This is a genomic window from Halobaculum sp. XH14 (assembly GCF_032116555.1).
GTDB lineage: Archaea > Halobacteriota > Halobacteria > Halobacteriales > Haloferacaceae > Halorarum > Halorarum halobium.
The window spans coordinates 822,910-834,913 of record NZ_CP134949.1 but is presented as its reverse complement, the minus strand read 5'-3'; the positions used below and the strand labels follow the sequence as shown (position 1 = coordinate 834,913).

At 72.0% G+C, this 12,004-nt stretch carries 8 protein-coding genes and 1 pseudogene; 5 read left to right on the top strand and 4 right to left on the bottom strand.

The features are described from left to right. Nucleotides 1-57: 57 nt before the first annotated feature. Entirely contained in the window at nt 58-576 is a 519-nt protein-coding gene (locus tag RJT50_RS04270) for a DUF7974 family protein (protein WP_313694383.1), read from the bottom strand. Nucleotides 577-1,594: 1,018 nt separating this feature from the next. Between RJT50_RS04270 and RJT50_RS04265 the strand changes: the two genes are divergently transcribed. After that, on the top strand, nt 1,595-2,611 hold the full coding sequence (locus RJT50_RS04265) for a S1C family serine protease (protein ID WP_313694381.1): 1,017 nt from the start codon (nt 1,595-1,597) through the stop codon (nt 2,609-2,611). A 50-nt stretch (nt 2,612-2,661) separates the two neighbouring features. Here RJT50_RS04265 and RJT50_RS04260 read toward each other — a convergent pair whose 3' ends face one another. The 3 genes from RJT50_RS04260 to RJT50_RS04250 all read right to left on the bottom strand — a co-directional run bounded on the left by RJT50_RS04260 (nt 2,662) and on the right by RJT50_RS04250 (nt 5,909). Then, nucleotides 2,662-3,924, bottom strand: coding sequence for an FAD-dependent monooxygenase (locus RJT50_RS04260; protein ID WP_313694379.1), 1,263 nt, complete (start codon nt 3,922-3,924; stop codon nt 2,662-2,664). A gap of 159 nt (nt 3,925-4,083) precedes the next feature. Continuing rightward, entirely contained in the window at nt 4,084-4,863 is a 780-nt protein-coding gene (locus tag RJT50_RS04255) for an ABC transporter permease (protein ID WP_313694378.1), read from the bottom strand. Then, complete coding sequence (locus tag RJT50_RS04250; protein WP_313694377.1) at nt 4,860-5,909, bottom strand: ABC transporter ATP-binding protein; 1,050 nt, start codon at nt 5,907-5,909, stop codon at nt 4,860-4,862. The genes RJT50_RS04255 and RJT50_RS04250 overlap by 4 nt, the downstream gene beginning before the upstream one ends. 1,010 nt (nt 5,910-6,919) lie before the next feature. Here RJT50_RS04250 and RJT50_RS04245 point away from each other — a divergent pair. From RJT50_RS04245 to RJT50_RS18650, 4 genes and pseudogenes are all read left to right on the top strand, one after another. After that, nucleotides 6,920-8,830, top strand: a complete 1,911-nt coding sequence (locus RJT50_RS04245) for a flippase activity-associated protein Agl23 (RefSeq protein ID WP_313694376.1) — start codon at nt 6,920-6,922, stop codon at nt 8,828-8,830. A 127-nt stretch (nt 8,831-8,957) separates the two neighbouring features. Next, nucleotides 8,958-10,133 carry a 5-(carboxyamino)imidazole ribonucleotide synthase gene (locus RJT50_RS04240; protein WP_313694375.1) on the top strand — a complete coding sequence of 392 codons (1,176 nt, stop codon included), beginning with the start codon at nt 8,958-8,960 and terminating at the stop codon, nt 10,131-10,133. Continuing rightward, complete coding sequence (purE, locus tag RJT50_RS04235) at nt 10,130-10,744, top strand: 5-(carboxyamino)imidazole ribonucleotide mutase (RefSeq protein ID WP_313694374.1); 615 nt, start codon at nt 10,130-10,132, stop codon at nt 10,742-10,744. The genes RJT50_RS04240 and purE overlap by 4 nt, the downstream gene beginning before the upstream one ends. Before the next feature lie 162 nt (nt 10,745-10,906). Then, a pseudogene (locus RJT50_RS18650) lies at nt 10,907-11,907 on the top strand (alcohol dehydrogenase catalytic domain-containing protein). Nucleotides 11,908-12,004: the final 97 nt, after the last annotated feature.

Below are 12,004 nucleotides of genomic sequence, written 5' to 3'. Positions count from 1 at the left end.
ACCGACGGGCGCGACGACGGGCCGTCCGTGGCGGCCATCCGTCGCGGCTCGCCCGCCTCACTCGATGCGGAACGTCGTCTCCGCGCGCAGTCGGTCGGCGCCGCGGACGGCGTCGATGCCGACCGCGAGGGTGTGCTCGCCCGGCTCCGCGGCGCGCCACTCCCGGTCGGACTCGCGCACGCGCTGGTCCCAGCGACGGTGGAACAGCTTCGTCTCCGCGCGGTCGAACTGGAAGCGGGCGCGCTCCTCGGGCACCTCGTCCGGGACGAGGGAGGCCTCGGGGTTGCCGTCGATGGACCACGACCAGTGCTTCGGCGAGGCGGTCACGAGCGTGACGGGAAACGGGAGCCGGTTGCGGAAGCCGACCCGGAACCGGATCGGCTCGTCGGGGGCGTAGATCGCCCCGTCGGTCTCGACCGTCACCGCCACCGAGCGCGTGCGGAGCGACCGCGGGAGCAGCGCGTGGCTCACGTTCCCCCAGTGAACGTGGCCCCCGGACCCGCCCTCGTCGCCGTTCGGGACGAACGGGTCGTCGTCGTCCCGCCGGAGCGCCTCCGAGTCGTAGATCCGGCGCATCTTGGTGGGTGGACGTGACCGGTCGGGATAAACTCACTGTCGGCGCGTTTGGTGGACCGTCCCCGGGATCGTCTCGGTGTTCGTGAGGGCTGTCTCGAAAACCCCTGCTTTGGGTCGTCTTCGGTCTGTTTCAGTTGTCGTAACGACCGCCTCGAAAGTCCCCAAGTAGGTCGCGTTCAGTCTCGTTTCGGGTATCGCGGCGACCACCTCGAAAGCCCCCGGCTGGCTCCGCTCCCGCGGACCGCGCTGCGCTCCTCGTCACTCGGCTTGCGGGTTCCGGGGGTCGCGGAGCCAGCCGGCCCCTTTCAGTCCCACCCACCGCGACCGCCAAGCACAGCCACACGCCTCCCCAGCCGATTCGCTCGGCTCGCTCCCTCTGGTCGCTCCCCTCACTCATCCCACGCGCGCGCCCGGCGGGCACGGAGGCCCGCCGGCACGCGCCAACCGCATCTATTGGGCGATCCAGATGGCGCGCGGCGGCCGCGCCGAGGCGCGGCTGACAAGCACCACAGCGCGACCGTCGGGAGCGCGAGGAGCGTGGCTCGAAAGGCGCTCGCGCCGTTCGTCAGTACGGGAACCCGTCGGTTTCCCGTACTGACGAAAGACGCCCTGGCGTCTTTCGAACCACGAGGGTGAGTTCCGAGGAGCGTGCTCCGAGGGAAGGCGAGGTCCCGACCGAAGGGAGGGGCCTCGTCGGCTGGGGAGGCCGTGGCTGCGGTGCGGTGGGTGGGACTGAAGGAGGCCGCGGCGTTCACGGGCGCTTGCGCCCGTGAATTCGGGAGAGCGTGCTCTCCCGTAAGTCGGCGACGCCCGGTGCCTCAAGCACCGCAGGGAGCGAACGGAGTGAGCGACCGAGGAGCGCAGAGCGTACCGCGCGAGCCGACAGCCGCGGGGGCTTTCGAGGCGGTACAGACGAACCAAAATCCGAACTCAACCTGACCCCCACTGACAGTTCGGTCGTGCGCCACATCACCCAGACCGCGAGCGGGGTATGCGAGTCGGGCGCATACACTAGCGGATGACCTCCAAGTCACTCGATTTCGAGCGGCTCTACGACGCGGTCGCCCCCTCGGTCGTCTCCATCTACGTCGGCTCATCGGCGGGCTCGCGCGGCGCGGGCTCCGGGTTCGTCTACGACCGGCGCCACGTGGTGACCAACGACCACGTCGTGCGCGACGAGCACGACGTCCACGTCCGTCTCGCCGACGGCCGCTGGCGCGCGGGGCGCGTCGTCGGCAGCGACGCCTACACCGACCTCGCCGTCGTCCGGGTTCCCGACCTCCCCGCCGACGCGCCGCCGCTGGCCGTCGCCGAGGACGTGCCCGAACCCGGCCGACCAGTCGCCGCGCTCGGCAACCCGATGGGGCTCGACGGCTCCGTCTCGGCCGGCATCGTCTCGGGCGTGAACCGGTCGATGTCGACCCGCGGCGGCTTCGCCATCCCCGACGTCGTTCAGACCGACGCCCCCATCAACCCCGGCAACAGCGGCGGGCCGCTCGTCGCACTCGCGTCCCGGGAGGCGGTCGATCCCGACGACCCGGACGCGGCGGGTTCGGACGCGGCGTACGAGGTGGTCGGCGTCAACCGCGCGACGGGCGGGGACAACATCGGCTTCGCCGTCTCCGCGCGGCTGGTGAACCGGGTCGTGCCCGGCCTCGTCGCCGACGGCATCTACCGGCACTCGTACCTCCGGGCGAGAACCCTGGACGCGACGCCCGCCGTCGCCGAGGCGAACGGGCTCCCCGAACCGGGCGGCGTGCTGGTGGTCGAGGCCGGCGACGAGGGGCTCCGGGGCTGTGACCGGACGACCCGCGTCCGCGGCCGCGAGGTGCCCGTCGGCGGCGACGTCGTCGTCGCGCTCGACGACGAACCGGTGCGGTCCGGCGAGGAGCTCATCCGGCGACTCATCGTCGACACCGAGCCGGGCGAATCCGTGGACGTGACGGTGCTCCGGGAGGGCGTCGGCGGCGAGGTCACCGTCCCGGTCGAACTCCGCGAGCGGCCCGACACCGCCGACGGCGTTCCGATCCGCTGATCCGCGGGGCCGGTCGCCACCGGTTCGGACGAACGGGCCTCCTGGGTGGCTCAGTCGACGAACCGCGTCGTGTCCACCGGTTCGTCCGCGGCCCCCAGCGCCATTCGCTCGATGCCACTGCGGAGCAGCCGCGAGCGGGAGAGCAGCCCCGCGCCCGCCTTCGCTCCCCGGAGCGCCAGCGACGGCGGGACGTGGTGGCCGTACCGGAGGAACAGCCCCATCGCGCGCTCGGCGCGGCGCTGGAGCCCGATGGTTTCCTCGACGGCGGGTCGACGCCTCGTCTCGTACCGGGCGAGCGCGCCGGCCGGGAGGGGCGTCTCGGACCGCTCCAGCGCCTCCGTGATCGTCGCGTGCGCGGCGACCGCGTCCGCGACGGCCAGCGGGTTCCCCTGCGCGCCGATGGGCGATGCGACGTGTGCGGCGTCGCCGAGCAGCAGGAGGCCGTCCCGCACCCAGTCGGGGCCGATGCCGGGTGCGACCTCGAGCAGCGAGCAGTCGCCGTAGTTCGACACGTGTTCCTCCAGCGCGGGTCGGAGCTCCGGGGCGATGGCGGCGACCCGGTCGTGAAACGCCCCGATGCCGGCGCGCTTGAGGTCCGGGTACGTGCCGGCGAGGATCGGCAGTCCGATCTGGTACTCGCCGCCGCCGGTGCCGAACGAGACGAGGATGCCGTCCCGAGCGACGTGGGCCTGGGTGTCGCTCGCCGGGTCGGCGTCCTCGACGGGGAGTTTGAACCAGACGAGGTCGAGGATCGGATCGAACAGCCCCGCGTCGATGCCGACGGCCGAGCGGACCCGGGAGTAGCGGCCGTCCGCGCCGACGACCAGCCGTCCCCGGAGCGTCACGTCCTCGTCGGCCGCGCGGTCGTGGGCCTCGACGCCGGTGACCTGTTCCCGTTCGGCGACGAGTCCGGTGACCGTCGTCGCCGGCCGGAACGTGAAGCCGTCGTACTCGCTCGCCCGCGAGACGATCAGTTCGAGCAGCGTCGGCTGCTCCATCATCATGATGTACGGATGCTCGGCGTCCAGCGAATCGACGTCGAACAGTTCGACGCGCTCGCCGTACAGCGACCCCGCGCCGGCGGTGACGACGTCGTGGTCGAGTTCCCGCAGGTCCGCCAGCAGGTCCATCCGGTCGAACAGCTCGATGACGCCGGGGCTCCAGCCGAACCCGCGGAACTCCCGCTCGAAGGTGCGCTCGCGCTCGACGAGCGTCACGTCGACGCCGCTGCGCGCGAGGAGGTACGACAGGGTCGCGCCGCCCGGCCCCGCACCGACGACGAGCACCTCGGCGTCCGGTTCGCGCCCGCTCATGGGGACTGGTGGACGGGAGTCGACAAGAAGCTACGCCGTGCTCGCCGGGCGGAAGGGTCCGAACGGGGCGAAGGAACCGGAACGACGCGGTCGAGCCGGAACGGGACGAAGGAGCCGGAACGGCGTGGGACCGGCCGAACGGCGGACGCGGGGTCGGCGTCAGTCCGTCCGCGGAATCGCGTACGCGCCGGCGACGAAGAACACGGCCGCCAGCGCGGTCAGCACCGCGAGGTTGCCGGCGACGCCCAGCGGCGGCGCGTAGGGCGTCCCGTCGACGGCGTACGTGACGCCCCGGACCCCGCGCGCGAAGTAGGTGAGCGGGGAGAGGTTCACTGCCGGCGCGAACCACGCGGGCAGCAGGTCTCCCGTGACGAACGTGTCCGAGAGGAACAATAGCGGGAGCGCGATGGTGTTCGAGGCGGCGATGACGCCGTCCTGGGAGTCCGCGAGGCTGCCGAGCACCGCACCGAACCCGCAAAAGAGGACGACGCCGACGACGACGAGCGGGACGAGCAGCGCGAGCGCCGGCGTGACCGGAATCCTCGCGCCCGTGAGCAGCAGCGTCAGCGCGAGGATGAGCGCCGACGCGACGCCGATGATGAGGACGTTGACCGCGGTGTGGGCGAGCAGCCACTCGCCGCGGGACAGCGGCGTCGTCGCTAGCTTCTCGAACCGGTTGCCGTCGCGGTGGCGGGCGATCTCGGAGCCGACCCGCGAGAGCGGCGTGAACAGCACGACCGTCGCCAGGTAGCCCGGCACGTAGTAGGCGGCCGGCTCCGCGAACAGCCCACCGCCGCCGGGCCGCGTCGTCACCAGCGCGCCGAAGATGACGACGAGGATGACCGGGAAGAAGAACGTGAAGAAGACGGCCGTCTTCCGGCGGAGGAACGAGCGGTACGCGGCCGTCGCCTCGGCCCGGACCCGGCGGAGGCGACTCACTCGCCCACCTCCGTCCCGGGCGTGGTCGCCGGGTCCGGTTCGCTCGCGCCGGCGTCGGCACCGCCGTCCACGACGCTCGCGCCGGGGGTGACCGCCCCCTCGAACTGCTCGCCCGTGAGGCGGAGGTAGACGTCCTCCAGGGACGGCTCGGTCCAGGTCAGCGACTCGAAGGTGACGCCGGTCCCGTCGAGCGCGGCGACCGCCCGTCCGAGGTCGGCGGGCGTGACGCCCTCGACCACGAGTTCGTCGGCGCCGGCCTCCACGTCGAAGCCGGCCCCGCGGAGCGCGTCCGCGCCGACGTCGCCGGCGGGGCTCGAACCGGCCGCCCCGTTCGTGTCGGTCGCGTTGGCCGGCTCGCCGATGCCGACGACCAGCCGCGCGGGGCCGCCGTGCTCCGCGACGAGTTCGCCGGGAGAGCCCACGGCGACGAGCCGTCCGTCCCGGAGGAGGCCGACGCGGTCGGCGAGCCGTTCGACCTCGTCCATCGAGTGGCTGGTCAGCACGACCGTGGTGCCGCCCGCCGCGAGCCCGTCGAGCAGGTCCCAGAGCGCGCGCCGCCCGGCTGGGTCGATTCCGGTGGTCGGCTCGTCGAGGAACAGCAGGTCGGGGTCGTTGACGAGCGCGATGCCGACGCAGGCGCGGCGCTTCTGCCCGCCCGAGAGGTCCTCGTACCAGGTGTCGGCCGCGTCGGCGAGGCCGACGTCAGCGAGCACCGAATCGGGGTTGCGGTCGTCGTCGTACAGGCCGCCGTAGTACGCGACGAGTTCGCGCGCCGTGAGGCGCTCGGGCGGTGAGAACTCCTGCGGGAGCAGGCCGACCCGCCCGCGGTCGGCGTCGGTCGGCGCGACGCCGAACGTCCGGACCTCGCCGTCGACGCTCGTGGTGCCGGTCAGCGCCCTGACGAGGGTCGTCTTCCCGGCCCCGTTCGGACCGATGAGGCCGAACACCTCGCCCGCGGGGATGGCGAGGGAGACGTCAGCGAGCGCGACGGTGTCGTCGTAGGACTTGTGGAGGGAGTCCGCGCGCACGACCGGTTCGTCGCTCATTGTAGGACGTGTGGGGGTTTCGGGCGTAAGGGTTCCGAAGCTGGCTTATCGGGCTTCTCGACTGGCCCGTTGCTGTCGGGTACGGGGTGTCGCGCTCGGTGTCGTTCCGAACTCGGCGTGGGCCGCCTCGAACGTCCCGGCGGTTGTCAGCTTCTGTGGACGTTTGGCTACTGTGTCGTACGTCTCGAAAGCCCCCGCGGCTGCCAGCTCACACGCTTGGTCTATGGGGATGACGCACGCCTCGAAAGCCCCCGCGGCTGTCGGCTCGCGTGGTACGCTCTGCGCTCCTCGGTCGCTCACTCCGTTCGCTCCCTGCGGTGCTTGAGGCACCGGGCGTCGCCGACAGCCGCGGCCCCTTTCAGTCCCACCCACCGCACGGCACCGCGCCTCACCCTCCCCAGCCTCCTGCGCTCCTCGCTCCTTCGCTTCGCTCAGTCGCTGCGGTGCTCGTCCCTCGCACGAGCGGTCTCGCTGGCGCTTGACCGCCGCGCGCCACGCGGCTCGTCCGGTCAAGTGCGGTCGGCGCGTGCTGACGGGCCTCCGTTCACGCGAGCGAGCCTGCGAGCGAGGGTGATCTCACGAGACCGCAGGTCTCGGTGAGTGCCCGCCGGATGCGCGCGAGGGGTGAGCACCGGAGCGAGCCTGCGAGCGAGCATCGCAAGCGGCTGCTCACGCGAGCGCAGTCGTTCGAAAATCGAAGATTTTCGTGATGCTGTCGGATTCCGACGGAATCCGACCGCTGACGGGGAACCGTCGGTTTCCCGTACTGACGAAAGACGCCCTGGCGTCTTTCGAACCACGAGGGTGAGTTCCGAGGAGCTCGCTCCGAGGTAAGGGAGGGCGAGGCCGAAATCACCGCCAGCAGTAGTGGTCTGCCACCGAACAGCCGGTCTAGCGACGCGGAAATACACTCAGTGTACCATCAGTCCTCCATTCGCGATTCCACCCACGAGATCACCGAACAGCAGCAATCACAAGAGTTGTTACCGGGGGCGCGCGAGGAAGCGGCAATGAGCGAGGCGGCCGGCGACGCGCCCTCCGGCGAACACGGCGACACGTCAGCCCCCGCCGACCGCCACAGCCCCGATCGTTCCGCCGCCACGCGACTGACCGACCGACTCCCGGGCTCGCCTGCCACGCAGGGGGTCGTCCTCGTCACCCTGCTCTCGTTGCTGCTCCGGGTCGTCGACCTCGGCGGCCGGGTGTTCCACTGGGACGAGGGCCGCGTCGGCTACTGGATCCTCCGCTTCGACGCGACGGGCGAGTTCTTCTACCGTCCCATCATCCACGGCCCGTTTCTCCCCGTCGTCAACAACGTCCTGTTCGATCTCGTCGGCGCTTCGGACTTCGCGGCGCGGCTCCCCGTCGCGGTCGTGGGAGGGCTGCTCCCGCTCGCGGCGCTCTGTTTCCACTCGCGGCTCTCCGGGCGCGAGCAGGTCGCGCTCGCGGCCGTCCTCGCGCTCGACCCGCTGCTGCTCTACTACTCGCGGTTCATGCGCGGCGACGTGCTGGTGGGCGCGTTCTCGTTCGGCGCGTTCGCGCTGGCCGTCCACGCCTACGACAGCCGGCGGGTCCGTCCGCTGTTCCCCGCGGCGGTCCTGATCGCGCTCGGCTTCGCGGCCAAGGAGAACGCGCTCCTCTACCTGCTGTGTTTCGCCGGCGGCGCGTTCCTGCTGGCGGACCACTACCTCGTCCGCTCGTCCCGGAACGCCGACACCCTGCTCGATGCCGCCGCCGGCAGTGCCGTCTCCCTCGTCCGGTTCGCCCGCGACTGGACGGCGGGGCGACGAACCCGCGACGCCATCGAATCCCGGGTCGGGGAGCGCGGCGGCCGAATCGGCCCGTTCGCGCCCGAAGCCGGCTTCCTCGGCCACGTGGCGATCTGGGTCCCGCTCGTCGCGGTCGGCGTCGTCGGCACGTTCCTCGCCGTCGTGACGTTCTTCTACGCGCCCCGGCCGGAGCTCTGGAACGCCCTCTCCGGGACCGTGCCGCCCGGCGAACTCCTCTACGAGGCGACCGTACCCCCCGCCGAGCGCTTCTACGGAACGTGGGCATCCGGCACCCACTCGGGCCACAACTACGTCCCATACCTGCACGATCTGGGGGTGACGCTGGTGTACGGCTCGGGCGTCGTCGTCGTGTTCGCCGCGCTGGGCTTCCTGGCGGACGGCTACGGCGGCCGGAACCGGCCGGTCGTCGCGTTCGCGGCCTACTGGGCGGTCGCGTCGCTCGTCGGCTACCCGGTGGCGACCGACATCGAGGCGCCCTGGGCCGCGGTTCACATCGTGCTCCCGCTCTCAGTTCCGGCCGCCGTCGGCGTGACGAGCGTGCTCGACTCGTTCGACCGGTCGCTCGCGTTCGAGGACGTCGCGGGGGTCGCGCTCGCCGGGCTGGTCATCTTCGCCGCCGCGGGCGGCGTCGCGGCCGCGAACGCCGACTACTGGAACGCCTCGACCGAGGAGGACAAGGAGGTGCTCCAGTGGTCCCAGCCGGCAAACGAGATCGAGTCGACGCTCGCGGACGCGCGGCTCGTCGCCGAGTACAACGAGGGGACGGACGTGCTGTTCGTCGGCTCCGAGACCGCTGGTGGCGAGGAGGAGCTGTACGTCGCCAACGAGTCGAGCGACGAGCGGATGCCGGCCGGCGGTCCGGCGTGGCACTCGCGGCTGCCGCTCCCGTGGTATCTGGAGCTCTCCGAGGCCGAGATCGAGTCGACGCCGCCCTCGGCCCGCTACGACGACCTCCCGCAGGACCCGCCGCCCGTCATCATCGCGATGCCCCGGGACCGCGAGGACCTCACGGAGCGCTACGAGGGCTACGAGGCGCGCCAGCATCCGTTCAAGCTCTGGGGCGAGGACATCGTGTTCCTGTTCGACGAGGAGGCGCTGGCCGACGCGCGCGCTGCCGCGGGCGAAGCCTGAGGCCGCGGGCGAGGACCGTGGCCGCGAGCGACGCCCGGCGCTTCCGACCGCACGGAGTACACACGAACGCGCACACATTCAGGTACAGTTGGTAAGATTTATTCGCGGAGATGCCGAAGCAGCGGCCGTGAACCCGACGTGTCCCGGCCCGACGCTCGGCGTCGTCGGCGGCGGGCAGCTCGGCCGGATGCTCGCGGAGGCCGCCTCGCCGCTCGGCGTCGACGTGGTCGTGCTCGACCCGACGCCGGACTGCCCGGCGGCGGGCGTCGCCGACCAGGTCGCAGGCGCGTTCGACGACCCGAAGGCGGTGCGGGCGCTCGCGGAACGGGCCGACGCGCTGACCCTGGAGATCGAACTCGCCGACCCCGACGTGCTCGCTGCGGTCCACGAGGAGTCGGACGTGCCGGTCCATCCCTCGCCCGACGCACTCCGGACGATCCAGGACAAACTCGTGCAGAACCGGGCGTTCGCCGACGCCGGGGTGCCGGTGCCGGAGTTCGTCCGCGTCGACGACGCCGACGACCTCGCGGACGCGGTCGAGGGACTGCCCGGTGAGGGCGTCATGCTCAAGGCCCGGACCGGCGGCTACGACGGTCGCGGCAACCGCCCCGTCGAACGCGGCGACGACTACGGGGCGGCGCTGGCGGAGGTCGGTGCCGAAACCGGCGGCGCGCTCGCCGAGGAACTGATCGGCTTCGAGCGCGAGGTTGCGGTGATCGGCGTCCGCGGCGACGACGAGGTGCGCGCGTTCCCCCTCACGGAGACCGTCCACGAGGCGGAAATTCTCCGCGAGACGGTCGTTCCCGCGCGGACGAGCGACGCGGTCGCCGAGCGCGCCCGCGAGGTCGCGCTCGACGCGCTGGACACGCTCGAGGGGCGCGGCGTCTTCGGCATCGAACTGTTCGAAACCGCCGGCGGCGACGTGCTGCTCAACGAGGTCGCCCCGCGCCCGCACAACTCGGGCCACTGGACCATCGAGGGCGCGACCGCCTCGCAGTTCGAACAGCACGTCCGCGCCGTGCTCGGGTGGCCGCTCGCGCCGGCCGAGGCGCGCGCGCCGACCGTGACGACGAACGTGCTCGGCGACGTCGACGAGCCCGAGCCGGCACGGCTCCGCGGCGTCGAACGTGCCCTCTCCGTGCCGAACGCCCACCTGCACTGGTACGGTAAACACGAAGTGCGCCCGCTGCGCAAGATGGGTCACGTGACGCTGACCGACGCCGACTCGGACACCGACGACCTGCTCGCGGCGGCGCGCGACCTCCGAGAACGACTCACGTTCACCGACCACGCCAACCAATGACGACCGTCCAGGACCTCATCGACCGGCTCGAATCGGAGGCTGGGAGCGACGCCGACCCCGCGGCCACCCCCGACGTGGGGATCATCATGGGGTCGGACTCGGACCTCGACGTCATGCAGGGGGCGTTCGACGCGCTCTCCGAACTCGGCTTCGCCGAGCAGACCGACTTCCACGACGCGCCCGCCGCGCGCTTCACCTACGAGACGTACGTCGTCTCGGCCCATCGGACCCCCGAACTGATGTACGCCTACGGCGAGACGGCGGCCCCCCGGGGGCTCGACGTCATCGTCGCGGGCGCGGGCGGCAAGTCCGCGGACCTGCCGAACATGACCGCGAGCATCGCGTACCCGATTCCCGTGGTGGGAGTTCCAGTTCAGGAGAAGTCCGTCGACTCGGTCATCGGGATGCCGACCGGCGCGCCCATCGTCGCCGTCGACGCCGGCAAGTCGTTCAACGCGGGCCTGTCGGCGGCACAGATTCTCGCGCGCGAACACGAGGAACTACGCGAGGAACTGCTCGCGTACCACGATTCCCTGGTCGGGGACGTCGCCGAAACGTCGCGCGAACTGCACGACCTTGGCGTCGACGGCTTCAGGGAGCGGCGGCGGTAGCAGAGCATTCCCCCCTCAGGCGGCCAATCGTCCACTAGGCGGTCAGTCGGTCGTCGCCGACTTCGGGACCGTCACGGAAACTGCCAGTCCCGGTACACAAGCCGGATTCAGGGAACCGCTAAGTCACGCGAGCCAGCGGCTCGACGTATGCCCGAGGAGACGATGCGTGCGGCGGCGGTGTCCGAACCCGGCGGCTCGTTCGAGCTCGTCGAGCGTCCGGTGCCCGAGCCAGGACCGGAGGAGGTCCGGATCGCGGTCGAGGCCTGTGGCATGTGCCGCGGGGACGACGCGGTGCTCGACGGGAACCCCGCGGTCGAGTACCCGCGCGTGCCCGGCCACGAGATCGTGGGGACGGTCGACGCCGTGGGTGAGGGGGTGTCGGCGTGGACCGCGGGCGAGCGCGTGGGCGTCGGCTGGCACGGCGGGCACTGTTTCACCTGCGAGGCGTGCCGACGCGGCGACTTCGTCCGCTGTGCGGACAAGCCGATCACCGGACTCCACCGTGACGGCGGTACGCCGAGTACACGCTGGCCCGGGCGGAGGCGCTGGTCGCGGTTCCGGCTGACCTCTCCAGCGTCGAGGCGGCGCCGCTGCTCTGTGCCGGGCTCACGTCGTTCAACGCCCTCCGGAACGGCGACGCTCGCGTCGGGGACCTGGTCGCGGTGGTCGGCGTCGGCGGCCTCGGTCACCTCGGGATCAGCTACGCCCACGAGGCCGGCTTCGAGACGGTCGCCGTCTCCCGCGGGACCGACAAGCGGTCGGCGGCGCTGGAGCGCGGCGCGGACCACTTCGTCGACAGCGAGGCGGAGGACCCCGCCGCTGCGCTGCGGGACCTCGGCGGTGCGGACCTCGTCCTGACGACCGCGCCGGCCGGGGAGCCGGTGGCCGAGGTCGTGGAGGGGCTGGGAACCGACGGCGAGGTCGTCGCCGTCGGCGTTCCCGAGGAGCCGGTTTCGGTCGCGGTGGGGCACCTCGCCACGAACCGCGCGGGCGTCTCGGGGTGGCCGTCCGGCGCCCCACGGGACGCCGAGGACACGCTCGCGTTCGGCGTCCGCCGCGGCGTCGTGCCGGCGGTCGAGACGTTCGACCTTCCGGACGTCGGGGCGGCCTACCGCCGCATGACCGACGGCGACGTCCGGTTCCGGGCCGTCGTGACGCCCTGACGAGTCGGTTGGCGGTTCGTGCGCTTCGGCCGGGCGTCCGTCCACCCGCGGGCGGCGCTTATCAACGCTTATTAGCGCCCCCCGACTAGCCACGAAC

What these genes read in the sequence shown, in the direction of transcription:
- RJT50_RS04260 (WP_313694379.1), bottom strand. Translation starts at nt 3,924, where the DNA reads ATGAGCGGGCGCGAACCGGACGCCGAGGTGCTCGTCGTCGGTGCGGGG.
- RJT50_RS04250 (WP_313694377.1), bottom strand. Translation starts at nt 5,909, where the DNA reads ATGAGCGACGAACCGGTCGTGCGCGCGGACTCCCTCCACAAGTCCTAC.
- RJT50_RS04265 (WP_313694381.1), top strand. Translation starts at nt 1,595, where the DNA reads ATGACCTCCAAGTCACTCGATTTCGAGCGGCTCTACGACGCGGTCGCC.
- RJT50_RS04245 (WP_313694376.1), top strand. Translation starts at nt 6,920, where the DNA reads ATGAGCGAGGCGGCCGGCGACGCGCCCTCCGGCGAACACGGCGACACG.
- purE (WP_313694374.1), top strand. Translation starts at nt 10,130, where the DNA reads ATGACGACCGTCCAGGACCTCATCGACCGGCTCGAATCGGAGGCTGGG.
- RJT50_RS04270 (WP_313694383.1), bottom strand. Translation starts at nt 576, where the DNA reads ATGCGCCGGATCTACGACTCGGAGGCGCTCCGGCGGGACGACGACGAC.